Origin of the sequence: Aeromonas sp. R2-2 (assembly GCF_040908355.1) — a bacterium.
Taxonomy (GTDB): Bacteria; Pseudomonadota; Gammaproteobacteria; order Enterobacterales; family Aeromonadaceae; genus Aeromonas; species Aeromonas veronii.
In genome coordinates, this window is sequence record NZ_JBFODQ010000006.1 from 1 (window position 1) to 26787 (window position 26787).

The 26787-nt window shown below is 58.3% G+C and carries 24 protein-coding genes; 11 read left to right on the forward strand and 13 right to left on the reverse strand.

The annotated features are described in order from the left end of the window. Positions 1 to 32 precede the first annotated feature (32 nt). The 3 genes from AB5Z09_RS00765 to ettA form a co-directional block, all read right to left on the reverse strand. Entirely contained in the window at positions 33 to 1376 is a 1344-nt protein-coding gene (locus AB5Z09_RS00765; protein ID WP_005343409.1) for an NCS2 family permease, read from the reverse strand. Between the two features lie 264 nt (positions 1377 to 1640). Continuing rightward, positions 1641 to 1970, reverse strand: coding sequence for a hypothetical protein (locus AB5Z09_RS00770; protein WP_368194411.1), 330 nt, complete (start codon positions 1968 to 1970; stop codon positions 1641 to 1643). Between the two features lie 93 nt (positions 1971 to 2063). Further along, positions 2064 to 3731: an energy-dependent translational throttle protein EttA gene (gene ettA / locus AB5Z09_RS00775; RefSeq protein WP_184234287.1), complete on the reverse strand. Its 1668-nt coding sequence runs from the start codon at positions 3729 to 3731 to the stop codon at positions 2064 to 2066. A 242-nt stretch (positions 3732 to 3973) separates the two neighbouring features. Here ettA and AB5Z09_RS00780 point away from each other — a divergent pair, with 242 nt between their 5' ends. Further along, entirely contained in the window at positions 3974 to 4549 is a 576-nt protein-coding gene (locus tag AB5Z09_RS00780) for a Crp/Fnr family transcriptional regulator (RefSeq protein WP_236340967.1), read from the forward strand. Between the two features lie 57 nt (positions 4550 to 4606). Further along, a complete protein-coding gene (locus AB5Z09_RS00785) occupies positions 4607 to 5170 on the forward strand; it encodes a YgjV family protein (protein ID WP_368194414.1) in 564 nt (187 codons plus the stop codon). 8 nt (positions 5171 to 5178) lie between these two features. On the opposite strand, the gene AB5Z09_RS00790 is transcribed toward AB5Z09_RS00785, so the two are convergent. From AB5Z09_RS00790 to AB5Z09_RS00810, 5 genes are all read right to left on the reverse strand, one after another. Next, positions 5179 to 6036, reverse strand: a complete 858-nt coding sequence (locus AB5Z09_RS00790) for a lytic transglycosylase domain-containing protein (protein WP_368194416.1) — start codon at positions 6034 to 6036, stop codon at positions 5179 to 5181. A 155-nt stretch (positions 6037 to 6191) separates the two neighbouring features. Next, complete coding sequence (locus tag AB5Z09_RS00795; protein WP_368194418.1) at positions 6192 to 6380, reverse strand: hypothetical protein; 189 nt, start codon at positions 6378 to 6380, stop codon at positions 6192 to 6194. A 202-nt stretch (positions 6381 to 6582) separates the two neighbouring features. Next, positions 6583 to 7188, reverse strand: coding sequence for a DUF2076 domain-containing protein (locus AB5Z09_RS00800; protein WP_368194420.1), 606 nt, complete (start codon positions 7186 to 7188; stop codon positions 6583 to 6585). Positions 7189 to 7298: 110 nt separating this feature from the next. Beyond that, on the reverse strand, positions 7299 to 8312 hold the full coding sequence (locus tag AB5Z09_RS00805; RefSeq protein ID WP_368194422.1) for an NAD-dependent epimerase: 1014 nt from the start codon (positions 8310 to 8312) through the stop codon (positions 7299 to 7301). Next, a complete protein-coding gene (locus AB5Z09_RS00810) occupies positions 8309 to 9688 on the reverse strand; it encodes a UDP-glucose/GDP-mannose dehydrogenase family protein (RefSeq protein WP_368194424.1) in 1380 nt (459 codons plus the stop codon). Before AB5Z09_RS00810 ends, AB5Z09_RS00805 begins: the two co-directional genes overlap by 4 nt. Before the next feature lie 242 nt (positions 9689 to 9930). Between AB5Z09_RS00810 and AB5Z09_RS00815 the strand changes: the two genes are divergently transcribed. Then, on the forward strand, positions 9931 to 10542 hold the full coding sequence (locus AB5Z09_RS00815) for a YitT family protein (RefSeq protein WP_005349421.1): 612 nt from the start codon (positions 9931 to 9933) through the stop codon (positions 10540 to 10542). Between the two features lie 101 nt (positions 10543 to 10643). On the opposite strand, the gene AB5Z09_RS00820 is transcribed toward AB5Z09_RS00815, so the two are convergent. The 5 genes from AB5Z09_RS00820 to AB5Z09_RS00840 form a co-directional block, all read right to left on the reverse strand. After that, positions 10644 to 11675 carry an ABC transporter ATP-binding protein gene (locus AB5Z09_RS00820; RefSeq protein WP_368194426.1) on the reverse strand — a complete coding sequence of 344 codons (1032 nt, stop codon included), beginning with the start codon at positions 11673 to 11675 and terminating at the stop codon, positions 10644 to 10646. Beyond that, complete coding sequence (locus tag AB5Z09_RS00825; protein WP_368194428.1) at positions 11672 to 12730, reverse strand: ABC transporter ATP-binding protein; 1059 nt, start codon at positions 12728 to 12730, stop codon at positions 11672 to 11674. The genes AB5Z09_RS00820 and AB5Z09_RS00825 overlap by 4 nt, the downstream gene beginning before the upstream one ends. Positions 12731 to 12761: 31 nt before the next feature. After that, complete coding sequence (locus tag AB5Z09_RS00830) at positions 12762 to 14579, reverse strand: extracellular solute-binding protein (protein ID WP_279460976.1); 1818 nt, start codon at positions 14577 to 14579, stop codon at positions 12762 to 12764. A gap of 149 nt (positions 14580 to 14728) precedes the next feature. Continuing rightward, positions 14729 to 15772 carry an ABC transporter permease gene (locus AB5Z09_RS00835; RefSeq protein WP_368194430.1) on the reverse strand — a complete coding sequence of 348 codons (1044 nt, stop codon included), beginning with the start codon at positions 15770 to 15772 and terminating at the stop codon, positions 14729 to 14731. A gap of 2 nt (positions 15773 to 15774) precedes the next feature. Continuing rightward, complete coding sequence (locus AB5Z09_RS00840; RefSeq protein WP_031227629.1) at positions 15775 to 16800, reverse strand: ABC transporter permease subunit; 1026 nt, start codon at positions 16798 to 16800, stop codon at positions 15775 to 15777. A gap of 739 nt (positions 16801 to 17539) precedes the next feature. On the opposite strand from AB5Z09_RS00840, the gene AB5Z09_RS00845 reads away from it, so the two are divergent. The 8 genes from AB5Z09_RS00845 (at position 17540) to AB5Z09_RS00880 (ending at position 26763) form a co-directional block, all read left to right on the forward strand. Continuing rightward, positions 17540 to 20170, forward strand: coding sequence for a TonB-dependent receptor (locus AB5Z09_RS00845; RefSeq protein WP_224968641.1), 2631 nt, complete (start codon positions 17540 to 17542; stop codon positions 20168 to 20170). Between the two features lie 108 nt (positions 20171 to 20278). Further along, on the forward strand, positions 20279 to 21043 hold the full coding sequence (locus tag AB5Z09_RS00850; protein WP_005338938.1) for a DUF3450 domain-containing protein: 765 nt from the start codon (positions 20279 to 20281) through the stop codon (positions 21041 to 21043). Next, complete coding sequence (locus AB5Z09_RS00855; protein WP_368194432.1) at positions 21040 to 22413, forward strand: MotA/TolQ/ExbB proton channel family protein; 1374 nt, start codon at positions 21040 to 21042, stop codon at positions 22411 to 22413. Before AB5Z09_RS00850 ends, AB5Z09_RS00855 begins: the two co-directional genes overlap by 4 nt. A 10-nt stretch (positions 22414 to 22423) precedes the next feature. Continuing rightward, positions 22424 to 22951, forward strand: a complete 528-nt coding sequence (locus tag AB5Z09_RS00860; RefSeq protein WP_005338936.1) for a MotA/TolQ/ExbB proton channel family protein — start codon at positions 22424 to 22426, stop codon at positions 22949 to 22951. A 67-nt stretch (positions 22952 to 23018) separates the two neighbouring features. Then, entirely contained in the window at positions 23019 to 23426 is a 408-nt protein-coding gene (locus AB5Z09_RS00865; RefSeq protein WP_005338933.1) for a biopolymer transporter ExbD, read from the forward strand. 16 nt (positions 23427 to 23442) lie between these two features. Continuing rightward, positions 23443 to 24078, forward strand: coding sequence for an energy transducer TonB (locus tag AB5Z09_RS00870; protein ID WP_201992284.1), 636 nt, complete (start codon positions 23443 to 23445; stop codon positions 24076 to 24078). 11 nt (positions 24079 to 24089) lie between these two features. Next, on the forward strand, positions 24090 to 25331 hold the full coding sequence (locus tag AB5Z09_RS00875) for a lipopolysaccharide assembly protein LapB (protein ID WP_139405674.1): 1242 nt from the start codon (positions 24090 to 24092) through the stop codon (positions 25329 to 25331). 511 nt (positions 25332 to 25842) lie between these two features. Beyond that, positions 25843 to 26763 (forward strand): L,D-transpeptidase family protein, encoded by a 921-nt coding sequence (locus AB5Z09_RS00880; protein WP_005338927.1) that lies wholly within the window; start codon positions 25843 to 25845, stop codon positions 26761 to 26763. Positions 26764 to 26787 lie beyond the last annotated feature (24 nt).

Below are 26787 nucleotides of genomic sequence, written 5' to 3' on the forward strand. Positions count from 1 at the left end.
TGACTGGCATTTTTATTGGGACAGAGTGCCGCTTAGTGGCTGTCGACCCAGACGAACTTGAGCACGAACAGCAGGGCCACCACCAGCACGCAGGGGTTGATTTCGCGCCAGCGGCCGGTGCCTGCCTTCATCACGCAGTAGGAGATAAAGCCCACGGCGATCCCCTCGGTGATGGAGAAGCTGAACGGCATCATCACCGCGGTCATAAAGGCCGGTACCGCTTCGGTCAGATCTTCCCACTTCACCCGGGTCAGCTCGGAGCACATCAGCACACCCACATAGATAAGGGCGCCAGCGGCGGCATAGGCCGGCACCATGGCGGCGACCGGAGAGAAGAAGATAGCCAGCAGGAACAGCAGGCCGACCACGATGGCGGTCAGACCGGTACGGCCGCCGACGGCGACGCCGGAGCTGCTCTCGATAAAGGCGGTAACCGAGGAGGTGCCCATAAAGGCGCCGCCGACGGAGCTGACGCTATCCACCATAAGTGCCTGTTTCATGCGCGGGAAGTGGCCCTTGTCATCGGCCAGCTTGGCGCGGTTGGTGACGCCGATCAGGGTGCCGGAAGAGTCGAACAGGTTGACCAGCATAAAGGAGAAGATGATCCCGGCGAGGCTGATATCGAGCGATCCCATCAGATCCAGCTGGCCGAACACCGGTTCGATGCTGGGGGGCATGGAGACAAAGCCCTTGAAGGTGACATCGCCAAACAGCCAGCCCAGACCCGTGGTGACCACGATGGCGATCAGCACGGCGGAGTGGACGCCGCGAGCGGAGAAGATGCAGATCAGGAAGAAACCGAGCAGACCCAGCAGGCAGGGCAGGGAGGTGAGGTTGCCCACGGTCACCATAGTCGCGGGGCTGGCCACCACGATCCCGGCGTTGTGCAGGCCGAGCAGGGCGATCAGCAGACCGATACCGGCGGTGATGCCAACCCGCAGGGTGAGCGGAATGTTGCCGATCAGCCAGTAACGCACCCGCAGCAGGGTGAGGATCAACAGACCCATGGCGCCCCAGAAGATGGTGCCCATGCCCACTTGCCAGGAGTAGCCCATACCTGCCACCACCACGAAGGCGAAGAAGGCGTTGAGGCCCATGGCGGGGGCCAGCGCGATCGGCAGGTTGGCCAACAGGCCCATCAGGATGCTGCCGATACCGGCGATGAGGCAGGTGGTGACGAACACGGCCTGGGTGTCCATGCCTGCCGCAGAGAGGATCTGCGGGTTGACGAACACGATGTAGACCATGGTCAGGAAGGTGGTGATACCGGCGATCACTTCGGTGCGGGCGGTAGTGCCATGGCCTTGCAGGGCAAACAGGCGCTCAAGCAATCCTTGCCCGGCGGCCTGATTGGCAGCTTGGTGTTGTTGATTCATGTTGGATTCCAATAGGTGACGTGAAATAAGCAGCAGGGGAACGGGCTATCCCATCCATGCGGGGTAAATTGCCCTGTTTCTGGCGGTTAAGTAACCAGACTCGTCCTGATACCGTGACAGCGCGCACATTTTTACACAGGCGGCGCCGTTTACAAACCCCGGATCTGCGAAGCAGATCAATGAATAGAGTAAAAATTCAAACGTTTGCTTTTTGAGCATGAAAAAAGGTTCTCAGCAGAGAACCTTTTATCGAAAATTGGGGGCTTAAAGGGTCTTGAAGTAGCGTTCGACCAGCTGGGCCAGCACCGAGTCGAGCCGGTCTTGCACTTCACCCAGTTCGCGGCCGAAGCGGCGTAGAAAGAGGCTGGCCTGCTCTTCGGTCAGCTTGCGCCCCTCGATAAAGAACTCCTGCTCCGGTAGTTGCTTGTCGTAGCGGGGGATCAGCACCCAGCTCACCAGCTCGGGCTCCACGGCGGCAAAAATCTTGGCGGTAGCAGCACAGAAGGTCTCTATGTGCTCCTTGCCATCCGGCCCGAGGCAACCCGGTTCAACCCGGATCTGGATGGTGAGTTTTTTCTCTATGGGGGTCGTCATCGTGCTACATCCATGCAAAGGCATCCGTCTAGGATTGTAAGTCAAAAGGCAACAGAAAGGGGAGCCGAAGCTCCCCTCAACACGCAGTCAGCCTTATTTGGCGATGCGCTTGTACTTGGCGCGATGGGGCTGGATCGCCTCGGCGCCGTAGGTCTTCTTCTTCCACTCTTCGTATTCGGTAAAGTTACCTTCGAAGAACTCGATCTTGCCCTCATCCTGATAGTCCAGGATGTGAGTGGCAATACGGTCGAGGAACCAGCGGTCGTGGGAGATGACCATGGCACAACCCGGGAACTCCAGCAGGGCGTTCTCGAGGGCGCGCAGGGTTTCGATATCCAGATCGTTGGTCGGTTCATCCAGCAGCAGCACGTTGCCGCCGGTCTGCAGCAGCTTGGCCAGATGCAGACGACCGCGCTCACCACCGGAGAGTTCGCCAACCCGCTTCTGCTGGTCGGAACCCTTGAAGTTGAAGCGGCCGATGTAGGCGCGGCTCGGGAACTCGTAGTTGCCGATGCGCAGGATATCCTGACCGTCAGCGACTTCCTCGAATACCGTCTTCTTGTCATCCATGCTGTCGCGGAACTGATCGACAGAGGCCAGCACCACGGTTTCACCCAGGGTAATGGCACCGGAATCCGGCTGCTCCTGACCCGACATCATGCGGAACAGGGTCGACTTACCGGCACCGTTCGGGCCGATGATGCCGACGATGGCTCCCTTCGGAATGGAGAAAGAGAGATCGTCGATCAGCACCCGATCACCGTAGGATTTGCGCAGGTTGGCCACTTCAACCACCTTGTCGCCGAGGCGCGGTCCGGGCGGAATGAATAGCTCGTTGGTCTCGTTGCGCTTCTGGTAGTCGTTGGTGTTGAGCTCTTCGAAGCGAGCCATACGGGCCTTGGACTTGGCCTGACGCCCTTTCGGATTTTGACGAACCCACTCCAGCTCTTTCTCGATGGACTTGCGACGGGCCGCTTCGGAACTGGCTTCCTGCGCCAGACGGGCGTCCTTCTGCTCCAGCCAGGAGGAGTAGTTGCCTTCCCACGGAATACCTTCGCCGCGGTCCAGCTCCAGGATCCAGCCCGCCACGTTGTCGAGGAAGTAACGGTCGTGGGTGATGGCTACGACAGTGCCTTCGTAGTCGTGCAGGAAGCGCTCCAGCCAGGCCACGGATTCCGCATCCAGGTGGTTGGTCGGTTCGTCCAGCAGCAGCATGTCCGGCTTTTCCAGCAGCAGACGGCAGAGTGCCACACGGCGGCGCTCACCACCGGAGAGGTGCTTGATCTTTGCATCCCAAGCCGGCAGGCGCAGGGCATCGGCCGCGCGCTCCAGCTGGTTTTCCATGTTGTGGCCGCCCTGAGCCTGGATGATGGCTTCCAGCTCGCCCTGTTCGCGGGCCAGCTTGTCAAAGTCGGCATCCGGGTCGGCGTAGGCCGCATAGACCTCGTCCAGACGGGCCATGGCGCGCTTCACTTCGCCAACGGCCTCTTCGACCGCCTCGCGTACGGTCTGCTCCGGATCCAGCTTAGGCTCCTGCGGCAGGTAGCCGATCTTGATGCCGGGCTGCGGACGGGCTTCCCCTTCGATCTCGGTGTCGATACCCGCCATGATGCGCAGCAGGGTCGATTTACCGGCGCCGTTCAAACCCAGCACGCCGATCTTGGCGCCCGGGAAGAAGCTCAAGGAGATGTTCTTGAGAATATGACGCTTGGGCGGCACTACCTTGCCGACCCTGTTCATGGTGTAAATAAATTGAGCCATTGGCTAATTCTCTTCCTTTTCAGCAGGTTAATGTCTTGGCATTAACAGACTGATGTCGTGGTGGGGCCAGGTCGACACAGGTCAACCGGGTTCCAAAAAACCCGTCGATTGTAAACCAACGGACGAGGGTGGGCAAAGGCGGCGCCCGGTTGGCGCCCCCCTTTGCCGCCGCGGTCACGTCTTGCTGCATCAGCCGTGCAATTTGGGCATGATGTGGGCTGCCGTTTTGTCCCGGAGCCGTCATGAACCCATCTCCTCAAGCCCCCTCACTGGCTGCCTTTCTCTGCACAATGGGATTGGACGTCGCGCTGAGTGAAGCTCTCTGCCAGCGCTTGCCACGGCAGACGCTGCGTGCCGGTCAGGCACTGTTGGCGCAAGGGGCAGAGCAGGAAGCTGCCTGCTATATCGAAGCGGGCATCGCTCGCGCCTGCCACTACACCCGGGACGGACAGGAGCGCTGCAAGGAGTTCTACTTCGAGGGGGAACTTTGCCTGCTCTATGACAGCTGGCTCACGGGGTCGCCCGCCCGCTATCAGCTGGAGGCGCTGACGGAGTTGCAGGTGGTGCGGGTGCCGCTCACCCTGCTGGATGAGCCCGCCTGGCAGCCGGTCTGCATGGCCCTGTTGCGCCAGCAGCTCGGTTACAAGGAGCGCAAGGAGGCGTTTTTGCTGCTTCACTCTCCCGAGGAGCGTTATCGGGAGCTCTGCCACACCTTCCCTCACTGGCCTGCGCGGCTCACTCAGGTGCAGCTCGCCAACTATATCGGTATCAGTCCGGTCACTCTGTCACGGATCCGCAGGCGCATTAACACGGGTTAATGCCGCTCTCCGACCATCCCCTCAAGCTGCGCCATCCAAATGACGGATGAGGTGTGGATGATGTCGCTGTTTCTGTGGTCGCAGCTGGTGGTGAGCCTGGCCTTGTTGCTCGATCTGTTGTCGTTTCAGTTGCGGGATCGCCGCAGGATCCTGGCCTGTCTGGCCCTCTCCTGCGCGCTCAATGCCGGTCACTTTGCCCTGCTCGGGCAGTGGTCGGCCGCCAGCCTGTTGCTGCTGGCCAGTATGCGCTTTCTGGTGAGCATCTGGCTGGTTCGCCGCATCTTGATGTGGTTTTTCATGGGGTTGGCCTGTGCGGCGGCGCTGGCGACCTATCAGGGCCTGCTCTCATGGATCGGGCTGCTGGCGAGCCTGCTGCAAACCCGGGCCGCGTTTTGCCCTGATGATCGCCTTTTGCGGCGCTGGATGCTGCTCGGTACCCTCTGCTGGCTGGTTAACAATCTGCTGGTGGGCTCACCGGTCGCCGCGCTGATGGAGGGGCTGTTTCTGTTCAGCAATCTGGTGGGTTACTACCGCCACTATGGCTTCGATTATTGGGGGCGTGGCCGCCACAGTGGCCGCAGAAAGGGGCGTGTGCCGCCTTCCGAGCGGGCGAGCTCCTGACCTCCCGCTCAGGGCTGCTTGTGGCCAGCGAAGTAGAGCACCCGTTTCACATACTCCTGCGTCTCGTCATAGGGTGGGATCCCGCCATAGCGTTCCACCGCTTTTTCCCCGGCATTGTAGGCCGCCGAGATCAGTACCCAGTCGCCATCGAAGCGGCGATCCAGCCATTTGAGATAACTGATGCCACCCTTGATGTTCTGTGCCGGATCGAATGGCCGGGTTACCCCGAACCGTTGCTGGGTTTCGGGGATCAGCTGCATCAGCCCCTGAGCATTCTTGGGTGAAACGGCGCGGCTGTTGAGATTGGATTCGGCGATGGCAATCGCCAGTACCAGCCGGGCATCCACCTTATGGTGTTTGGCGGCGTGACGGAGCATGGTGACCAACTTTTGCTTGGTGGGGGGTTGGCGGGCAACCCAGGAGTCGACATTGAAGGGGGTGGAGGGGAGCCCGGCCAGATAGCCACCCTGACCGCCACGGATCCCGATGCCGCACTGATCACCCATGGGAGCATTGCCGATGCGGGCGTTGTAGTAGCGGGCAGACTGTCGGTTACCAAGGCGCATCGCCATGGCGAGATAACTGTTGGCCAGCTTGGCGCTGCGCACCGAGGCTGGGCCGGTGGCGAGCAGGCGGCCGATCCGGAAATATCCTTCAGGGTTGCCGGTGCTGGCGGCGACACAGTAGAGGGCGATGGCCTTTTGCAGATTGCCGTGTTGCTGGGCCACTTGACCCTGCTTGATCGCCGTCAGCGCCTTGGGGGCCTGTCTGAAATCCCTGCCTTGTGCCATCGCCCGCGGCGTACCTGCCAGTAACAACGACAAAAAAAGCAGCAAAAACAGTCCGTTTTCGCTGATGTGCCTCATGGGTTATCTCCTGTTTGAGTACAGAAGATATAGAGGAACATGGCTGCTATCGCCACGAACAGAGTGGATCCTGTTGTTATAGCGTGGAGATTTCAGAGAGCAAAACGGTATGGAACTAACGGCATCTCGACAGTTTCACACCATTTTTCATCCGGTTAAAAGTCGTGGTGATACTCCTGCTCATCCAGCACCGTGGGAGGAAGCGTGCGATAGAAGCTGCCAATTTCGCTGACAACCCAGAGCGAAAGCAGGGCCAGCAGGCTGAGCAGGGGAAGCAGAGAGTGGCTCTGGGTCAGGGCATAGGCCGCAATGGCGGCACCGGTCAAAAACAGGGTTCGGATCATGAGGTGGCTCCTTGTCGTCATGGGGGGGGCGTGGCCACGGACAGAGCGCCTGGGGTCGGGAGTTGTTCCCGGGTGGCACGAAGCGCGCTGAGTATATCGCGTCATGCCGCTGCCGATCCGTGGTGTCATCACACTTTCCATAGTCATGGGGTTCGTATCGAGTTGGGCCCCGCCAGATGCGGGGCCAGTAATGGTTTGACGGTCAGAAGAAACCGCCGTTGTTATCGTCACTGTCGGCCCAGCCGCTAATCTGGCTATCGTCGTCGAGAAAATTGCTGCCAGCATCGGGAGGTGAATCCCAGCCGTCCCAGCGCACCGGTTCCGCATCGACCGGATTGGCAATGGCCGCCGGTTCAATGATATCGATGATCTCCTCGGGGCGGTTGTTGTGAAACAGTCCGCCGATCATATCGGCCAGCATCACGCCACCGGCCACACCGGCGGCGGTTTGCAGGGCGCCGCTCAAAAAGGAGCTGGTACGGGATGCTGGCTGGGCAGGAGCGGATGCCGGTGGCGGCGTAAAGCGCGGAGGAGGGCTGCTTTCGCTACCAAACAGGCCGGAGAGAAAACTGCCACCATTTGGGGCGCTCTGGCTGGCTTCCAGCTCATTGACCCGCTCGTTGAGGCGAGTAAGGGCAGCCTGCTGAATTAGCAGCGCCTGGGCCATGTAGTAGGGGGCATCGGGCTGCTGGGCCAGATGCTGGCGGATCAGCTGATCCGCTTGTGGGTCTCGCTTGCTATCCCTGGCTTGCGCTTGCTTGAGGCGGTCGAACAGTCCATCGATCAGACCCTGTTCCTGTGATTGCATCTCAAATCCTCGCTATGGTGCGCAGACAGTGCGTTTAGCCATCCTAAAACCCGCGGGGCATCAGTGGTATCTGATTAACTCATCAATGACCGAGGGGCTACCCACGCTCGTCAGCGGGCGGGTCGGTAGTAGTCGATATACCAGCGGACAAACTCGGCAACACCTTGCTTGAGGGGCGTAGCGGGGCGCAGACCGGCGAGGGTGTGCAGCGGTTCGCTGTCGGCCCAGGTGGCGTGCATGTCACCCGCTTGCATCGGCTGCATCCGCTTGATGGCGGGTTTGCCGAGGGCCTCTTCCAGCGCCTCGATAAAATCGAGCAGCCGCACCGGCTGACCATGACCGATATTGAGGATACGGTAGGGAGCTGCGCTCTCGGCCGGGCTCTGCTTGCTGGCGTGCCAATCGGGATTGGGGCGGGGCGGCTGATCGGCCACGGTTAGGATCCCCGCGACGATGTCGTCGATATAGGTGAAGTCGCGGCTGAGATCGCCGTGGTTGTATACGTCGATTGGCTCGCCCGCGAGGATGGCGCGGGTGAACTTGATGATGGCCATGTCAGGCCGGCCCCAGGGGCCGTAGACGGTAAAAAAGCGCAGCCCTGTGGTGGGCAAGCCATAGAGCGCGGAATAGGCGTGAGCCATCAGCTCGCCGCTCTTCTTGGTGGCGGCGTAGAGGGAGACGGGGTGATCTACCTGCTGCGCGGTGGAGTAGGGCATCTGATCCCCCATGCCATAGACCGAGCTGGAGGAGGCGTATATCAGGTGCTGAATCCCGTGGTGACGACACCCCTCCAGCACCGTCAGCATACCGGTGAGGTTGCTGTCGGCATAGGCGAACGGATTGTCGATGGAGTAACGTACCCCCGCCTGCGCCCCCAGATGGATCACCCGCTCGAAACCGTGGCGGGCAAACAGGGTCGCCATCGCCTCGCGATCCGCCAGATCCAGCCGCTCGAAGTGAAAATGGGGGAAACTGGCCAGCTGGGCCAGCCGCGCCTCTTTCAGACTCACCTCGTAGTAGTCGTTGAGGTTGTCGATCCCCACCACCCGATGACCTGCGGCGCACAGCTGGCTGGCTACATGAAAACCGATAAAACCGGCGACGCCGGTGACCAGATAGATCATGGTTTAGTCTCCGGGTTGCAACTGGTGTTGGCAGGCGGCTTTTTGGCGGGAAGATGTGGCCGCCCGATGGCGTGATAGTCAAACCCGAGCTCGCTGAGCTGGCGGGGGTCATAGAGGTTGCGGCCATCGATGATGACGGGCTGGTTGAGCAGGGCCTTCAACTGCTGGAAATCGGGGGCGCGAAACGCCTGCCACTCGGTACAGATCAGCAGAGCATCGGCCCCTTCCAGCGCAGATTCCTGAGTCGGGCAGAGCAGCAGATCCGGCCGTTGGCCGTAAAGCTCATGGGTACGCCCCATCGCTTTGGGATCAAAGGCCTGCACCCGGCCACCGGCAGCCCAGATGGCGGCCAGCAGCGGGCGGCTCGGCGCATCGCGCATATCGTCTGTGCCGGGTTTGAACGCCAGTCCCCACAGGGCAAAGGTGTGGCCACGCAGATCCGGGCCGAAGCGGGTCAGCAGGGTTTGCGCCATCTTCTGTTGCTGGCGCTGGTTGACCTGCTCGACCGCCGCTAAAAGCGGGGCGTCGCAGCCGACACTCGCCGCGGTATGGCGCAACGACTTGATATCTTTGGGGAAGCAGGAGCCGCCGTAGCCGCAGCCCGGGTAGATAAAGTGGTAACCGATGCGGGGATCGGCCCCCATCCCCTGGCGCACCGCCTCGATATCGGCCCCCAGCTGCTCGGCGAGGGCTGCCATCTCGTTCATAAAGGAGATCTTGGTGGCCAGCATGGCGTTGGCGGCGTATTTGGTGAGCTCTGCGCTGCGCAGATCCATCACCACGATCCGGTCGTGATTTCGGTTGAAGGGGGCGTAGAGGGCGCGCAACTGCTCAAGCGCCCGCTCGCTGTCACAGCCGATGATGATGCGATCCGGCCGCATGCAGTCGTTGACAGCCGCCCCCTCCTTGAGAAACTCGGGATTGGCTGCCACCTCGCAGGTGAGGGTCAGCCCACGTTCGGCCAACTGTAGCTCAATGTGTTCTTTTACTTGCTGCGCCGTGCCGACCGGTACTGTGCTCTTGGTCACCACCAGCTTGGGGCGGCTCATCAGTCGGCCTATGGTGTCGGCCACCGCCAGCACATGTTGCAGGTCGGCCGAGCCATCCTCGTCAGCCGGGGTGCCCACGGCGATCAGCAGCAGGTCGGCGTGTGCCACGGCAATGGCGGGATCGACCGTGAAGCTCAGGCGGCCGCTGGCCAGATGACTCTCGACCAGCGGGGCCAGCCCTGGCTCGTAGAAGGGGATCTGCCCCAGCCTGAGGGCGGCGATCCGCTCGCCATCCACATCCACGCAGCAGACCTGATGGCCCACCTCGGCCAGAACGGCGGCCTGCACCAGCCCGACATAGCCTGTGCCAAAAATGGTGACCTTCATGAAAAGTGCCTCGTGCTGTGAATGGGGGATGGCGCGCTTAAACCGCGGCATGCTGCATCTTGGTGCAGCGAGTGTCAATGCCAGATGACAGGCACCAGAATGGGGCGTTCAGCCTGACTGTTGTGATCCTTTTCACAAAAAATAGACTGGACCCCATAACGAAGCCCTGTGGACAGGGCTCGCAGCCCGCCCGCAACGGCAGGCGACAGACACTCTCTCTTTACTTCGCTTGGATACAGGTTATGGACAACACCTCGATTCGCACTGCCCATCCTATTTATGAGGATGTGCTGGCCCTGCTGACGGCGGCCGGCTTTGTTTCCCTCGGCATCTTTCTGTTTCATCAGGTTGGCCTGCTCACCGGCGGGACTGCCGGGCTGGCGCTGCTGCTGCAAAAGGTGACCGGTATCAGCTTCGGCCTGCTGTTTTTCGGCATCAACCTGCCCTTCTATGCGCTGGCATGGCTGCGGATGGGGCCCCGTTTTACCTTCAACACCTTTGTCTCGGTGGCGGCGGTCTCCTACATGACCGATCACCTCAACGGGGTGTTGCAGATCGGCAAGATAGAGCCTCTCTATGCGGCGCTGATCGGCGGTACCCTGATTGGCATGGGGCTGCTCATCATGTTCCGTCACAAGTCGAGTCTGGGGGGCTTCAACATTCTGGCGCTCTTTATTCAGGATCGCTTTGGCATCCGGGCTGGTAAGCTGCAGATGGGGCTCGATTGCGCCATTGTTGTCGCCTCGTTTTTCGTGGTGCAGCCCTGGATCCTGGCGCTCTCCATCGTGGCGGCGGTTATCTGTAATCTGGTGTTGACACTCAACCACAAGCCGGGCCGTTACCAGATTGCCTGACAAGCTGCGGCAGTGGCTCGATAAGACAAGCGTGACCCGATAGCACGAGGCGGCCTGATGGCCGCCTCGTCTGTTTCTACCCTGGGGTTTGTTCGCTGCGCCTAGCTCGCCTGCTCCAGCCTGCTGTCACCGCTCATGGCGCTGCCGCTGATAGCGTGACCACTGACGGCGAGCGGGGTGTGGCAGGCCACCTGATGATGGGCCTCATCACACGCCTCAAGCCTTGGCGCCTTGCTTTTGCACAGCTCGGTCGCATGGGGGCAGCGCTGGTGGAAGTGGCAGCCGCTTGGCGGCGAGATGGGGGAGGGCACATCGCCGGTCAGCAGAATGCGCTGGCTGCGCCTGCGTGGATCCGGTACCGGAATGGCAGAGATCAGCGCCTGGGTGTAAGGGTGGCGCGGCGCCAGATAGAGCGACTGGGCATCCGCCAGTTCGACGATCCGTCCCAGATACATCACTGCAATCCGATCCGAGATGTGTTTAACCACCGACAGATCGTGGGCGATGAAGATGATGGATAGGTTCATCTCCCGCTGCAGGCTGAGCAGCAGGTTTACGATCTGCGACTGCACCGAGACATCGAGGGCCGAGACCGCCTCGTCGCACACCAGCAGCTTGGGCTTGAGGGCGATGGCGCGGGCGATGCCGATCCGCTGGCGCTGACCGCCGGAAAACTCGTGGGGGTAGCGATCCACCGCGCTGCCCGGCAGGCCCACTTTTGCCAGCAGTTCCTGTACCCAGCCGCGCCGCTGCTCAGTGTTGCCTTTACCGTGGATGATAAAGGGCTCCTCCAGGATCTGGCCCACGGTGTGGCGGCTGTTGAGGGATTCTGCAGGGTCCTGAAACACCATCTGCATCTCCTGACGCAGGGAGCGCATCTCCTTCGGGCTGAGGGCGGTGATGTCGCGCCCCTCGAAGGTGATGGTGCCTGCGGTCGGCTCGAACAGCTTGAGCAGACTTCGCCCAAGGGTGGATTTGCCGCAGCCCGACTCACCCACCAGCCCCAGCGTTTCTCCCTGTTTCAGGTCGAAGCTGATGCCATCCACCGCGTGAACCGTATATTGCTTGCGCAGGAACCCGTCTCCCAGCCGGAAGTGCTGTTTCAGATCCCTGACCGATAACAGAGTGCTCATACGGTCAACTCCTTCCAGTAGTGACAGGCGACATGGTGGCGCGGATTGAGTTGCTCCACCGCCGGAATTGCGCTGATGCAGAGATCGGTTGCATGGGGGCAGCGGTTGGAGAAGCGGCAGCCAGCGGGCATCTCGTGCAGGGCTGGCACTTGTCCCTTGATGGTCTTGAGCAGGCTCTTGGGCTCATCCTCGAGCCGCGGGATTGAGCTCATCAAGCCGTGGGTATAGGGGTGACGGGGGTGGTCAAACAGTTCGAACACGTCGGCCTGCTCTACCGCCCGCCCGGCATACATCACCACCACTTCGTCGCACAGCTCAGCCACTACCCCCAGATCGTGGGTGATAAAGATGATGGCCATCCCGGTCTGGGCCTGCAGCTCTTTCATCAGTTCGAGGATCTGGGCCTGAATGGTGACATCCAGCGCCGTGGTCGGCTCGTCGCAGATAAGCAGGTCTGGCTCGCAGGAGAGCGCCATGGCGATCATCACCCGCTGGCGCATACCGCCGGAGAGGTTGTGGGGATAGACCGCAAAGCGCTGGGCTGGTTCCGGGATCCCCACCTTCTGCAGCATGGCGATGGCCGCGGCTTTGCGCTGGGCCTTGTCATACTCGGGGCGATGGAGGCGAAACACCTCCATCAGCTGCTCACCGACCGTCTGCACCGGGTTGAGGGCCGTCATCGGTTCCTGAAAGATCATCGAGATGCGGTTGCCGCGCACCTTGTACATCTGATCCGGTGCAAGCGACAGCAGCTCCTCCCCCTGAAAGTGGATGGAGCCTGCTACCACCTGACCATGGGGCTTGGGCAAGAGCCCCATGATGGCGAGTGAAGTGACACTCTTGCCACAGCCAGACTCGCCTACGATCCCCAGCGTCTGACCGGGGGCCACCTTGAAGCTGACCCCGTCGAGCACCTTGATCTTGCCGTCATCGACGGCGAACTCCACCTCAAGATCGCGTACTTCGAGGATTGGGGCCTGGTGCTGGCCGTTATCAACGGCGAACTCCCCCCCGTTATCCGGTACGTCAAGAATGGGGGCCTGAGTGTTGGGCATAACGGCTGCTCCCTTCGCAATGGCCTGAATATCAATGACGTGCATAGGTCTTGTCGAGCAGGTTGATGGGCGCCAGCGCCTCCCCTGCCTCCTTGGCGTTGCGGGTCTCTTCCTTCACCTTGGGATCGAGCCAGAGCAGACCGCCACTACTGTGAGGATAACCATCCATCGGCCAGTAGAGCAGATCCGGCGTGTTCTTGGTGGCAGGCACCTCCGGCAGCATCACATAACGCCAGCTGCTGGCCCGCACATAGTTGAGCTGCACCCCGGGCACGAAGATGGCGAGGTCATAGATGCGCTGCTGGATCTGCTGGGAGAGCTTGGCCCGCTTGGCCATGTCGAATTCGACGTTGTAGGCGTCGATCAGCGCGTCGAGCTCCTTGTCCGCTACGTTGAACAGGTTGTTGGTCTGCGGCTTGTTGGCGTTGGCGGAGTGGAAAAACTCCCAATATTGCGGATAGAGACCGCCGCCGCCCCAGCCGAGCCAGGCCGCTTCGTGTTTCTTCTCCAGCATCACCTTGAAACCGGTGGCGCCATCCACTAGGTTAAGCTCCAGATCGAGACCCGCTTTCTTGGCCTCCTCTTTCAGCACGGTCAGGCGCTTGGAGTGCTCCTGACTGGTGTAGGTGAGTGCTAGCGTCAGCCGCTCTCCCTTCTCATTTTGCAGGATGCCGTCCGGCCCCGGCTTGTTGTAGCCGCCCTTGGCAAAATACTCCCGCGCCTTACCGATGTCATAAGCCCGCTCCGGCAGCGTTATATCGGTGAATTCGCCAAAGCCCGAGTCGAAGGTGGAGGCTCTGTCATAGTCGCCGCGCAGCACGGTCTCGATCATCTTGTCGATGTTGAAGGCGTGCTGGATGCCGAGGCGCACGTTCACATCCGCCAGCTTGGGGTTGGCCACATTCAGGTGCACACCCTGACCGCCCTGTTTGGTATCGGTCATGGCCATTACCTTCTGCACGTAGCCTTTTTTGTACTCCGGGGTGACCGCTTTTTCATGCCACCAGTTGGGCAGGATCATCTCGAAGGTATCGATCTCCCCTTTCAGGAAGTGGCGGAAGGCGATGTTGTGGTCGCGGATCACCTGCACCTTGATGGTGTCGATGTTGAATCTGTGCTGGTTGTAGCGATCGTCTTTTGCCCACCAATCCTTCTGCTTGCTGAAGGTGACTGACTTGCCCTTCTTGACGTCGCTGATCACGTAGGGACCTGTAGTGGGCACCACGGCCCAGTTGTACTGTTTCACCCAGTTGGGGGTCAGCTTGTAGTAGTGCTTGGGTTGGGGCCACAGCTCGGTGGTGTTGAGCAGGTCCATCTTGGCCTTGCGGTTGCCCGCTTTGACCATAATGGTGTGATCATCGATCTTCTCTACCGCTACCACTTCAGTGGTGTAGTAGTTGTTGAACCAGGGCCCCTTGATGTGTTTGGAGCGCATCATCTCGTAGCCGAAGGTGTAGTCATCGGCATTGACCGGCTTGCCATCCGACCATTTGGCTCGCGGATCCAGCTTGAAGTAGACGGTCTGGCTGTCTGGCGCGATGGCCCAGTGGGTCGCGAGCGACGGAATCGGGTTGCCGGTATTGGGGTGGAAGCTGATGAGCCGCAACTGGTTATCGAGAATAAAGGAGCGGAACGATCCGTTGGAGTCAGGCCCCACGGTGCGGAACGTCAGCGGAAAGCTCTCCACAAACATATTGAGGCTGCCGCCCGGCAGCGCCTTGGGGGAGGCGAACACAGGATCCGTGTCGTTGGTCTCCCATTTGAGATCCGCGGGCAGGCTGGCCGCCCAGACCCAGGATCCGTTTACCAGCACAAAGAGAGCACCTATCCATTTGATTTTATTTTTCATGTTTGACTTCCAGGTCTGGCCCCTGCACTGGGGGTCTTGATTGATAACGGGATTATCCCTTGCTCCCGGGACCGCCGATGGCGGCGGCCCGTCCTTCATTAATCACTGTTCGTTATCCGACGCCTGCCGATGCATTGGCATCGGCTGGCTTATTGGTAACGGGTAAATTTGCGCGGATCAAACGCCTCGCGGATCGCCTCACCGATAAAGGAGACCATGATCAGCACCAGACTCACCGCAGCCACCACCGAGCTGACGATCCAGATGGCATCCAGATTGTTGATGCCCTGGGAGAGCAGCTCTCCCCAGCTCGGGGTCGGCGGTGCCAGCCCGAAGCCAAGATAGTCGAGTGCCGTCAGGGTGGAGATATTGCCCACCACGGCGAATGGCGCCAGGGTGACGATCATCATCAGGGTGTTGGGCAGGATATGGTTGAAGATGATCCGCCCGGTGGTCGCCCCTTGTGCCCGCGCCGCCATCACATAGTCCCGCGCCCGCTCCTTGTAGGTGAGGGTGCGCATATACCAGGTGATCCCCATCCAGCCGAACAGGACGTTGATGGCGACAAACAGGCCGAAGTTGGGCTTGGCCAGCGACACCAGGATCATGATGACGTAGAGAAACGGCACCTGGGACCAGATCTCGATAAAGCGTTGCAGGATGAGATCAAAGCGGCCGCCGAGAAAGCCCATCAGACAGCCGATGGTGACCCCGATGGCGTAACTGGCCGCCAGCGCGATAAAGGCAAAGCCGATAGCGATGCGAAAGCCGTAAACCAGCCGCGCCAGCACGTCGCGGCCGCTGGTGTCGGTGCCGAGGAAGTGGCGCTCGGCCGCGCTGGGGGCGTAGGGCGGGTAGGCATCCTCCTTAAAATCCTGCTCATAGGGGTTCCAGGGGACTAGCGGCAGCAGCACCCAGTTGCCCTGGCCCTCTGCGGCAAACTTGGCCTTGAGCTGGCGGTAGTTGGTTTCGTACTCGTAATCGAGCCCGAACTGCTGACCGGGGATCACATCGCCATAGGTGGGGAAGTGCAGCTGGCCCTGATAGCTCACCATCAGTGCCCGGCTGTTGACCAGCAGCTCCGCCAGCAGGGAGAGCAGCACCAGGGTGGTGAAGATGATGAAGGAGTAGTAACCGCGCTTGATCGACTTGAAGCGCTTGAGTTTTTTCAAGGTAACCGGATTGATCTTCATGGTCAGTCTCCAAACCGCACGCGGGGATCAACGAGGGCAACGCAGATATCGGAGACGATATTGCCTATCAGCATCAGCATGGAGGTGATGGCCAGAATGCCCATGACGGTGGGGTAATCCCGCTCGACGATAGCCTCGTAACCGAGCAGGCCGATGCCGTCGATGTTGAAGATGGTCTCGATGAGGAAGGAGCCGCCAAAGAAAACGGTGAGCACAGACCCCAGGTGACTGGCGATGGGGATCAGGCTGTTGCGCATGGCATGGTCGGTGACCGCCTTGCGAAACGGCAGTCCCTTGGCTACGGCGGTACGCACATAATCGGCCGACAGGTTCTCCATCAGGCTGTTTTTCATAGTCATGGTGAGGATGGCGAAATCGCCGATGGCGTAGGCGATAAGCGGCAGCAGGGCGTGGGCAAAGACAGTGCGGATCTGATCCCAGCTGCTCTCCATGTATTCAAAGTCATCCCCCGGAAAACCGCCCATCGGCAGCCACTCCAGATGGAAGGCGAAGACGGTGATGAGGAAGATCCCCACCACGTAGGCGGGCAGGGCATAGGCCATGTAGATAAGCATGGAGCTTAACGAGTCGAAGCGGCTGTTGTGCCTGAGCGCCTTGGCCACCCCGAGCGGAATGGAGACCGCATAGCTCAGCAGAAAGGTTGCCAGCCCGAAGAAGGCGGTGACCGGGAGCCGCTCCTTGATGAGATCCCACACCGGTTCGTAGTAGCGGGTCGATTCGCCCAGATCCAGCACCGCCAGCTTCTGCAGCCACTCCCAGTAGGCGACCAGCATGGGCTTGTCGAGGCCATAGAAGGCCTTGAGCTCCTCGATCTGTTCATCGGAGAGGGCTTGCGCCCCCTTGCTGCCGCTGGAGCGGCCGGATTCATTCTGGGAAACCTGGGCTTGCAGCAGCATGCGTTCGACCGGTCCGCCCGGCACGAAACGGGTGATGGTGAAGACGAGCAGGGTGATACCGAGAAACGTCGGAATGATCAAAAGCATCCGGCGTAGGAAATACGACAGCATGGTGGAACCTCGTCCTTGTTGTTCTTTTTTGCGGCCAGTCAAATCCGGTGACGGGCCTGTCCTTCCTGGCATTACGCGCTGGATTGGTTGCCAAACAGCAGACAATCCGCTTGGCCACTGTAAAAGCTCTGCAACAAAAATCAAGTGCAAGGAAATGGAAAACTGGGACAAATGACCCGCTGAGACCAAAAGCACCGAAAAATGACGTTTTTTATCTGAAAAGTGAAAATCAAAACAAAACGCTACTGCTCAACATTATTTTAAAAAATATAAACAGCTGTTTGTTTGAGTTTTGAGTGCCTTTAACTTGTTGATTTGTAATGTTTTTGTTTGTGGCGTGAAATTGAAGGAAAACGATGTCATCTCGACAATTTTATCTGTTATCCCCATGAGAACGGTCAGGTGCAACCCTCATGAAGTTAGTGTTTTATTCTTATTAATGCCAATAAATCAAAATAAGATATAAACGGACAGCACGTTAACTAATAAGTTCATCAAATTTTAATTCAGCGCCATTTATGCCATTTAACAATGTTTTTACATTGCACGGGTTGTTTTTGGCAGAATTATTCACTAATTATGCCGGTCAAAATTAATACACTCCGCTTATTCTACGCCTGACCTCACCATACCCCTGCTCCATTGACGTCGCTAGTCAAAGATTGATAAGCCTTACACATCGCTCCAAAGAGGGCGGTATCAGGAAGCAAACAATAAACAACCAGGAAGGATATAAGCGATGCTTAGGAAGAGCAGAATCTCTGCTGCGATTGCGTTCGCCTTGGCGAGCCTTGCGGCGTCCCCATCCGTATCTGCCGAAGAAGGGCAGAACGTCGAAAAACTGCAGAAAATCAAAGTCACTGGCTCTCGTATCTCTCGGGTTGAAGTTGAGACTGCACAACCTGTGCAGGTGATGAGCAAAGCTGATATCGAAAGAAGTGGTTTAACTTCTGTTGGTGATATTCTGCAGCGTATTCCAGCTATTTCAGGTCAGGCACAAAGTACATCTGTTAACAACGGTGGCAATGGTACGGTTACCGTAAACCTGCGAGGTTTGGGTACGCAAAGAACGTTGGTATTGGTGAATGGCAGACGAATGGTGTATGGCGGCTCTGGCGCGAACTCATCTGTTGACCTGAATACTATTCCTGTTGCAATCATTGAGCGTGTTGAGATCCTTAAGAACGGAGCATCCTCCATCTATGGTGCTGATGCAGTGGGCGGTGTGGTTAACATTATCACCAAGACTGGATTTGATGGGTTTGAGCTGAATGGTCAAATTGGTCAAACCAGTAAATCCGATGCAGAAGCTCACGATGTGAACATGGTTGTCGGCGGTTCAACGGATGTTTCCAACTATGTGTTCTCTGCTGGTCTCGTGGAAGAAAAAGAAGCAATGGCCGGATCCCGCTCTTTTTCAAATGTCGATTATGAGCATGATGGTGAGGGTGGCCAATATATTGGAGGCAGTAGCCGTGTCCCTTGGGGCTATTTCAAAACCAGTCAAGGGGTTCTGACAAAGGGGCCTGAAGGCAGTGCAACCCTTCGGCCATATGATTCTGTTGCTGACGCATATAATTATGCTCCGGCAAACTACTTAAAGACACCAAGCAAACGTTGGTATACGTCCTTCTTTGGAGATCGCTCTCTGGGACAATTGGGGGGGCTGGGTGAAACAAGGTTTTTCTCTGAAGCATCTTATTTAAATCGTCAATCAGATTATTTGTTGGCCGCGACACCATTGGCTTCAGGTACTGATGGTTTGAATCCAATTTCGAAAGATAATGCATTTAATACAACCGGTGAAGATATATCTGACTGGCGGTATCGCACTATTGAAGCCGGTGGTCGAAATCGGATGTTTGACTCATCGACTAGCCGATTGGTATTAGGTTTTGATGGGCAACTTGAAAACTCCTGGACTTGGGATACTGCGTTTGTTTATGGCAAGACCAAAACGACTGAGTCTGAACAAAATGTGTTCATGAAGGACCGCATTAATAATGCCATTGGTGCAACATCTGCTGATGGCAAGCAGTGCCTTGACTCCGGAGGAAAAGTAATAGCTGGTTGTGTGCCTTGGAACTTGTTTGGTGGTGGCTTAAGCCAGGAAGCGCTCAAGTATGCGAGTTTTACCCGTAATGACAATGGCTCAAATGAGCAGCAGTCATTGGAGTTTAACTTGTCTGGTGATTTGCTAGAGTGGCAAGCAGGCACTATCGGATTTGCTACCGGCTATCAGGTACGCAAGGAAAGTGGTGAAACTAATCCAGATGCATTGGTATCCCTGGGTAATGCAACTGGTAATGCAGAAACCGCCACCAAGGGGAGCTATGATGTTAACTCTTTGTATGGCGAGTTGATCGTTCCACTGTTGTCAGATAAGCCTTTTGTAGAGTCCTTGGAAGCGAGTGTCTCTTCACGCTATGATAATTACAGCTCATTTGGTGACAATATCGCAATGGGTTATAGCATTACCTATCGTCCATATAGTGACCTGATGTTGCGTGGTACTTATTCTGATGTGTTCAGAGCGCCGACAATCTCTGATCTGTATAGCGGTAAATCACAGAGCTTTGATCCATTAACTGATCCTACAGGGCAAGATGATGACCCGCAAAAACCAGTTTACTACGGTGGTAATAGCGAGCTAAAACCAGAGCAAGGATATAGTACCTCTTTGGGGGCTGTATATTCCCCTTCGTATATAGAAAATGCATCTCTGACAGTCGATCTCTGGTCGGTTAAACTGGATGACGTCATTGATGTTGTTAATCCTCAGTATATGTTGGATCAGTGTTTTTCTAGTGGCCAGTTCTGCGACAAGATAGATCGCGCGCCAGATGGAAAAATAATGGGGATCGATGCCACCTATGCAAATTTGAATTCGTTGGAAACCAATGGCGTAGATTTTAATGTTAAATATGCCTACGATTTCGATTTTGCAATGCTTGCTGCTAACTGGGAAAACTCATATTTAAAGAAATATGAGGTGACTCAGCCAAATGGTGAAACACTGGATTATGCGGGCACATTTGTTAGCGACCAAATTGGCAACTATTCAAAGTGGCGCTCAACAATGTCACTGGATCTGTTTAATGAAAAAGTGGGAGGGAGTTGGTCTGCTCGTTATATTAAAGGTGTTACTTATACGGCAGATGACATAGATTTTAATGTCCCGAGTATGGTTTACCATGATTTGAATGCGCGTTATCAGGTGACTAAATCCTTGCGTTTGACCACTGGGATTAATAACGTGTTTGACAAAACACCACCACTTATCTTGAATGCGCTGTCAGCGAATACAGATACCGTTACTTATGATGTGCTCGGTAGAACTTATTACCTGAGAGCGAACTACAAGTTCTAATCAACCCTGTTGATATACAACCTCAGCCGGCCCGGTCGGGCCGGCTGTGCCCAACGTCCAAGGAAGTTACGGAGATAGGGTAATCCTATGAAGACAAGGACCATTACAATGAAGAAAGCGCTCCTTGGCAGCCTGGTTTCGGCCGCCTTGTTGACCAGCTTCAATCTGAGTGCCGCCACTGCCGGTCAGGCCGTGGACGCTCAAGCCGCCACCGACAACGCATCCAAAGTTTCCCAGCAGAAGATCGACAGCTATGCCGAATCTGCCGAATCCGCATTGGCCCAGTACAAGGCCGCCCTGCGTCAGGTCGACAGTCTGCGCACCTACAACGAGCAGGTGAGCAAGATGGTCGAGTCCCAGAGTGCCGAGCTGGCGTCGATGCAAAAGCAGATCGCCCAGATTGATCAGACCAGCACCGAAGTGGTGCCCTTGATGCTCAAGATGATCGACTCCCTCGAGCAGTTTGTGTCACTGGATCTGCCGTTCCAGAAGGTCGAGCGCGAGGACCGCGTGGCGGCTCTGACCGACCTGATGAACCGGGCCGATGTCACCATCTCCGAGAAATACCGCAAGATCCTGGAAGCCTACCAGATCGAGGAGGGCTTCAGCCGCACCATCGAGGCCTACAAGGCGAGCCTGGACAAGGATGGCAGCGAGAAGACCTACGAGTTCCTGCGCGTTGGCCGTATCGCACTGCTTTACCAGTCCCCGGATGGTCAGGAGACCGGCATGTGGAACAAGCAGACCCGCCAGTGGGAAGAGTTGCCCCAGGAGTATCGCAGTGCGGTTGAACAGGGCCTTCGCATCGCCAAGAAGCAGGCGCCTCCCGCGCTGATCAAGCTGCCGGTTCAAACTGCGGAGAAAGCATCATGAAAGGAATCAAACTTGCTATTGCCTCCCTGATTGCGGGAGCAACCCTGGTCACCCTGCCGGTGACCGCCGCCGAAAAACCGGTGGATCTCAATGCGCTGCTGAACCAGGTCAAGGCCTCCAGCCTGAGCGAATCCCAACTCAACAAGGAGCGGGAAGCCCGCTTCCTGGCTGACAAGAACGAGCAGGGGGCGCTGCTGGCCAAGGCCAAGGCCGAGCTGGCTGCCGAAACCGCCAAGGGCGAGCAGCTCAAGGCGACCTTTGATGCCAATGACAAGCAGCTGACCGAATTGACTGAAACCCTGCGCCAGCGTTCCGGCAACATGGGCGAGATGTTTGGTGTGCTGCGTCAGTTCGCCGGTGAGTTCAAGGGGATCTTCAATGCCTCCGCCCGTCGGGTCGAGCATCCGGAGCAATCGGCCCTGTTGACCCGTATGGCCGAGAGTAAAGAGCTCCCCTCCAGCGACGATCTGGAAGCGTTCTGGACCACCACCCTCAGCCGCATGGTGGACGGTGGCAAGGTGAGCCAGATCCCGGCGACCGTGGTTTACGGCGAGGGCAACCAGGCCGAGAAGACCGTCACCCAGATCGGCGAGTTCAACACTGTCTCCGAAGGCAAGTACCTCACCTTCGTGTCGGAGACCGGTAAATTCGAGCAGCTCTCCCGTCAACCGGAGAAGAGCGTGCTGGCTCCCATCGCCGAGTTTGAACAGGGTGGTGACGGGGTCAAGCCCATCTTTATCGACCCGTCTCGCGGCGTGATCCTCTCCCTGCTGGTGCAGTCACCGACCCTCAAGGAGCGTATCGATCAGGGTGGTTCCGTGGGTTATGTGATCCTGGCATTGGGGGTCATAGGTACCCTGCTGGCCATCTTCTGCGGTATCCGCCTGTCGCTGATCGGCTCGTCCATGCGCAAGCAGCTGAAATCCGATCAGATCATCAAGGGCAACCCCATTGGTGACATGCTGGGGGCCTACCAGAGTCATCGCGGTGACAACATCGAGGATCTGGAGTCCAAGCTCGACGAGATCATCCTGCGCAACGTGCCCAAGTTCGAGAAGGGCATCAGCATCATCAAGCTGATCGCTTCCGTCGCGCCGCTGCTGGGGCTGCTCGGTACCGTAGTGGGGATGATTGCCACCTTCCAGGCCATCACATTGTTCGGTACCGGCGATCCCAAGCTGATGGCGGGCGGTATCTCCGAGGCGCTGGTGACCACCATGCAGGGTCTGGTCGTCGCGGTGCCCATGTTGTTCCTCTACACCATTGTGCAGACCCAGAGCCGTCGTCTGATCCAGGTGCTGGAAGAGCAGAGCGCCGGTTTCGTCGCCCGTTATCAGGAACGTCTGCACGCTTCCAAAGCCGCAGCGTAAGGAGTCACCCATGTGGTTCTGGTTGATTGAAGAAGTCGAGTCGGTCCGCCGGTTTTTGGGATTGGGGGGCGATGTACTGGTCGCCCTGTTCTTCCTGACCCTGATGATGTGGGCCCTGTTGCTGGAGCGCTGGTTCTACTTCATGGCGGTCTACCCCAAGCAGGTTAAGCAGACCAAGGCTACCTGGCTGGCCCGCACTGATCATCTCTCCTGGTCTGCCAAGCAGATCCGGCGCGAGCTGGTCTCTCGGGTTGCCATGGCGGTGGACAAGGGGATGCCGGTCATCAAGGTGCTGATCGCTCTCTGCCCGTTGATGGGGCTGCTGGGCACTGTGGTGGGGATGGTGCAGGTGTTTGACACCCTGGCCATCACCGGCACCGGTTCGCCGCGGGCGATGGCATCGGGGATCTCCAAGGCAACGGTACCGACCATGGCGGGCATGATCGCCGCCCTTTCCGGCCTGTTTTTTGTCAACCAGCTCGATCACAAGGCCAAACTGGCGGTGCAAAAGCTGGAAGACAACCTGAAACACGGTTGATGCAGGATGCATACCCCCGGCGAGGCATGGCCTGCCGGGGGCACAGAACAAGCAAGGAGTTTCTGCTATGAGAAAACGTTACAGCGACAGCGGTGCTGACGAGGCGGCTATCGATTTGACCCCCATGCTGGACATAGTGTTCATCATGCTGATCTTCTTCATCGTCACCACCTCCTTCGTCAAGGAGTCCGGTGTCGAGATCAACCGTCCCAGTGCCAGCACGGCCGAGACGGTGAAGAAGGGCAATATCATGGTCGCGGTGCGCGAAAACGGTCAGGTCTGGGTCGACAAGCGGGTGGTCGAGGTGGGGGCGGTACGCGCCAACATCGAGCGGCTGCGGGCCGAAAACCCGGAGAGCGCCGTGGTGATCCAGGCCGATAACGAATCCCGTTCCGGTCTGGTGGTGCAGGTCATGGATCAGATCCGCATGGCCGGTGTCCAGAACATCTCCATCGCGGCAGACAAGAGCAGCTGATGCCGGAGAGAGACCTATGAGATACCTGATATCGTTGGCGGTCTCCTGTGTGGTGGTGTTCTTTCTGTTTCTGGGAATGAACAAGCTGATCACACCGGATCACCGGGAGCTGGTGGAGAAGGAGGACGTCAGCATGACCGATTTCATCCGCCTCAAGCCCCAGGAGACCCTGCAAGAGAAACAGCGGGAGCTGCCCAAACCGCCGCCGCCCAAGCGTCCGCCGCCGCCTCCCGAGATGGAGGTGGCCAGCACGGATCGGCCGAAGATGGATAGCGCGCCGATGGACATGCCCAAGCTCGACATCCCGGTCAACATCGGTGGTGGCAACGCGCTGGGTGCCTACAGCACCGGTGGCGGTGGTGGCGGCGTCGGTGGCAACAATGGTGCCATTCCGCTGGCCACCTTCGAGCCCATGATGCCCCGCAAGGCGGCACTGGCTGGACTGGCCTCCGGCAAGGTGCTGGTGGAGTTCACCGTCACCGAGCGCGGCACCGTCAGCAACGTGCGGATCGTCAAGGAAGAGCCGCGCAGTTATGACCTCGGCAAAGAGGCGCGCAAAACCATCGCCAAGTGGACGTTCAAACCGGCCATGGTGGATGGCAAGCCGCAGGCGAGCCGTATGCAGCAAGAGATCGAGTTTGCGGTCAACTAAGGAAGGTGGCGATGAACAAGTTACACAAGATGATCCTCGCCCCGGTCGCCATGGCGGTGCTGCTTAGCACCGCCAGTTGGGCAGCCGAGCAGCCGACCCTGTCGGATCGGGCCTATCGGGCGGTCAACAAGGCGCAGGAGCTGATCACTGACAAGCAATACGGTTTGGCGAATGCCAGATTGCAGGAGGCACTCTCCAGCGTGGGTGATCGGGTCTACGACAAGGGAGTCATATTGCAGACGCTCGGTTTCGTAGCCGCCCAGCAGGAGAAATACGGTCAGGCGACCAAGTACTTTGCCGATGCCATCGCGACAGGCGGCCTGCCGCCACCGGTGGCCCAGCAGGTGCGCTACAACCTGGCCCAGCTCTATATGGCTGAGGGTAATTATCAGGGCTCGATCAAGACCATGAAGGAGTGGTTTGCCAACCAGGGCAAGGATGACAAGCCCAACTCCCATGCCTATATCACGCTGGCCAACGCTCACGTGCAGCTCAAGCAGTACCGTGACGCGATCCCGGCGGTGGATCAGGCGATCAAGCTGTCGGCAGGTAAAGCGCCGGAGTCCTGGTATCTGCTGAAGATGGGCGCTCACTACGAGCTGAAACAGTACAAACCGGCGACCGAGGTGCTGACCTCTCTGGTCAACATGTTCCCGGAGAAGAAGAAGTACTGGACCCAGCTGTCGGCCATGCATATGCAGGCAGGCAACGATGCCAAGGCGCTGGCGGCGCTGGAATCGGCCTACAACCTCGGCATGTTGACCGAGGCCGCCGAGCTGCAGCGCCTCGCCAACTACCTCGCCTTCACCGGCATTCCCCATCGCGCCGCACGGGTGATGGAGAAGGGGATGAAGGACGGGGTGATTGAGCAGAGCGCCAGCAACTACAAGACCCTGGCCAACTACTGGCATCAGGCCAAGGAGCTGGATCCGGCCATCGACACCCTGGCCAAATCCTACCAGCTGGCCCCGAGCGCCGAATTGCAGCTGAAAATGGCGCGCATGATGATCCAGAGCAAGCGCTATCAGGATCTGGTGGCGCTGGCCGCCAAACCGGCAGCCAATGCCAATGGTGAACAGCGTGCTGATCTCAAGTTCCTGACCGGGGTCGCCTATTTTGAGCAACAAAAGCCGAAGGAGGCCCTCAACGCCTTCACCCAGGCGGCTCAGAATGGCAACGTTAGTGGTCGGGCATCTCCGTGGATCAGCTTCCTCAAAGAGCAGAATGGCACCGGAGAGGCAGCCGTCCAGTAATTCCAATGACAACTACCTGTAGTCCCTTTTATGGTTGCCTGGTGGCTCCATTAACCGCTCTTCGGAGCGGTTTTTTTATGGTGGCTGCCAGCACCGGCGGGTAGCCGACGCACGGTTTTATCCCTCTTCATCCCAATAAAGAGCCTCCGTCGACATTGGTCTATCTCTCCCGGTGTGACAAACGTTTTGGCTAGGGCTGCAACCGTGAAGCAAGGTGGCGCTGCGCTGTGGTTGACGGGGGCTGGAGTGGCTCGCTGCCAGGCGGGCCGTGCCATTCATCTTTCACTCAGCTGCGACTTGCCAGTGTGGCTTTTGCCCTGTTGATAAGCGTCACATCGAAAACGGCTACTTTTAACAAGAAAAGCAACATATGGAAGTTGAAATTTTGGCCGACTCAGGAAAGAATGCGCGCTCGGTTATTGGCGTCGTGGGGCAGGTTGACCCGCCACCGGCAGACCGAGGATGAGACGGCCCCCGGCCCATTTGGTACAGGAAACCACACAGGAATTTTATGAATCCCCTTCGCACTGCCGCTTCGGCCCTTTTATGCACATTTGCGCTGGTCAGCCAGCAGGCTGCCGCCGTCGAGTACCGTCTGCCTGCGGCCAACAGCCGCCTGATCGGTGAAAACCAGGAATACGTGGTGCCTGCGGACAACCGTCCGCTGGAGCAGATCGCTGCTGACTTCCAGCTGGGTCTGACCAACATCATGGAAGCCAACCCGGGCGTTGATCCCTATCTGCCGAAAGCGGGTAGCACCCTGATCATCCCCCACCAGCTGATCCTGCCCAACGCGCCCCGCGAAGGGATCGTCATCAACGTTGCCGAGATGCGTCTCTACTACTACCCGAAAGGGAAGAACGTGGTGGAAGTGCTGCCCATCGGCATCGGTCAGCTGGGGGTAAACACCCCGGAGAACTGGATCACCAAGGTAGAGCGCAAACGCGCCAACCCGACCTGGACCCCGACCGAGAACATCCGTCGTCGCTATGCCGCCCAGGGCAAGACTCTGCCGGCAGTATGGCCAGCCGGTCCGGATAACCCCATGGGTCTGCACGCCCTCTACATCGGCAACCTCTATGCCATTCACGGTACCAATGCCACCTTCGGTATCGGTCTGCGGGTGAGCAGCGGTTGCGTGCGTCTGCGTGCTGACGACATCAAGTATCTGTTCGACAACGTGCCGGTCGGCACCCGCGTCCAGTTCGTCAACCAGCCGGTCAAGACCACGGTCGAGCCGGATGGCGGTCGCTACATGGAAGTACACGAGCCGCTGTCGCGCACCGAGGAGGAGTTCAACTCCACCGCCTCCGTGCCGCTCCCGATGACACCGGCTATCACCCGTTTCATCGCCCACGCCGAGTCTGACTCCAACGTGGTCAAGCAGGTGCTGGAACAGCGTACCGGTATGCCGACCCGTCTCAATCCCTGATTGAGCAAGTTGGCGGTGCTGCTG

Bases quoted from the DNA above. Each gene is read 5' to 3' on its own strand.
- AB5Z09_RS00860 (WP_005338936.1), top strand. From the start codon at position 22,424: ATGTGGTTCTGGTTGATTGAAGAAGTCGAGTCGGTCCGCCGGTTTTTG.
- AB5Z09_RS00795 (WP_368194418.1), bottom strand. From the start codon at position 6,380: ATGATCCGAACCCTGTTTTTGACCGGTGCCGCCATTGCGGCCTATGCC.
- AB5Z09_RS00820 (WP_368194426.1), bottom strand. From the start codon at position 11,675: ATGAGCACTCTGTTATCGGTCAGGGATCTGAAACAGCACTTCCGGCTG.
- AB5Z09_RS00865 (WP_005338933.1), top strand. From the start codon at position 23,019: ATGAGAAAACGTTACAGCGACAGCGGTGCTGACGAGGCGGCTATCGAT.
- AB5Z09_RS00790 (WP_368194416.1), bottom strand. From the start codon at position 6,036: ATGAGGCACATCAGCGAAAACGGACTGTTTTTGCTGCTTTTTTTGTCG.
- AB5Z09_RS00875 (WP_139405674.1), top strand. From the start codon at position 24,090: ATGAACAAGTTACACAAGATGATCCTCGCCCCGGTCGCCATGGCGGTG.
- AB5Z09_RS00825 (WP_368194428.1), bottom strand. From the start codon at position 12,730: ATGCCCAACACTCAGGCCCCCATTCTTGACGTACCGGATAACGGGGGG.
- AB5Z09_RS00780 (WP_236340967.1), top strand. From the start codon at position 3,974: ATGAACCCATCTCCTCAAGCCCCCTCACTGGCTGCCTTTCTCTGCACA.
- ettA (WP_184234287.1), bottom strand. From the start codon at position 3,731: ATGGCTCAATTTATTTACACCATGAACAGGGTCGGCAAGGTAGTGCCG.
- AB5Z09_RS00855 (WP_368194432.1), top strand. From the start codon at position 21,040: ATGAAAGGAATCAAACTTGCTATTGCCTCCCTGATTGCGGGAGCAACC.
- AB5Z09_RS00850 (WP_005338938.1), top strand. From the start codon at position 20,279: ATGAAGAAAGCGCTCCTTGGCAGCCTGGTTTCGGCCGCCTTGTTGACC.
- AB5Z09_RS00845 (WP_224968641.1), top strand. From the start codon at position 17,540: ATGCTTAGGAAGAGCAGAATCTCTGCTGCGATTGCGTTCGCCTTGGCG.
- AB5Z09_RS00785 (WP_368194414.1), top strand. From the start codon at position 4,607: ATGATGTCGCTGTTTCTGTGGTCGCAGCTGGTGGTGAGCCTGGCCTTG.
- AB5Z09_RS00870 (WP_201992284.1), top strand. From the start codon at position 23,443: ATGAGATACCTGATATCGTTGGCGGTCTCCTGTGTGGTGGTGTTCTTT.
- AB5Z09_RS00835 (WP_368194430.1), bottom strand. From the start codon at position 15,772: ATGAAGATCAATCCGGTTACCTTGAAAAAACTCAAGCGCTTCAAGTCG.
- AB5Z09_RS00765 (WP_005343409.1), bottom strand. From the start codon at position 1,376: ATGAATCAACAACACCAAGCTGCCAATCAGGCCGCCGGGCAAGGATTG.
- AB5Z09_RS00880 (WP_005338927.1), top strand. From the start codon at position 25,843: ATGAATCCCCTTCGCACTGCCGCTTCGGCCCTTTTATGCACATTTGCG.
- AB5Z09_RS00770 (WP_368194411.1), bottom strand. From the start codon at position 1,970: ATGACGACCCCCATAGAGAAAAAACTCACCATCCAGATCCGGGTTGAA.
- AB5Z09_RS00805 (WP_368194422.1), bottom strand. From the start codon at position 8,312: ATGATCTATCTGGTCACCGGCGTCGCCGGTTTTATCGGTTTTCATGTA.
- AB5Z09_RS00800 (WP_368194420.1), bottom strand. From the start codon at position 7,188: ATGCAATCACAGGAACAGGGTCTGATCGATGGACTGTTCGACCGCCTC.
- AB5Z09_RS00840 (WP_031227629.1), bottom strand. From the start codon at position 16,800: ATGCTGTCGTATTTCCTACGCCGGATGCTTTTGATCATTCCGACGTTT.
- AB5Z09_RS00810 (WP_368194424.1), bottom strand. From the start codon at position 9,688: ATGAAGGTCACCATTTTTGGCACAGGCTATGTCGGGCTGGTGCAGGCC.
- AB5Z09_RS00830 (WP_279460976.1), bottom strand. From the start codon at position 14,579: ATGAAAAATAAAATCAAATGGATAGGTGCTCTCTTTGTGCTGGTAAAC.
- AB5Z09_RS00815 (WP_005349421.1), top strand. From the start codon at position 9,931: ATGGACAACACCTCGATTCGCACTGCCCATCCTATTTATGAGGATGTG.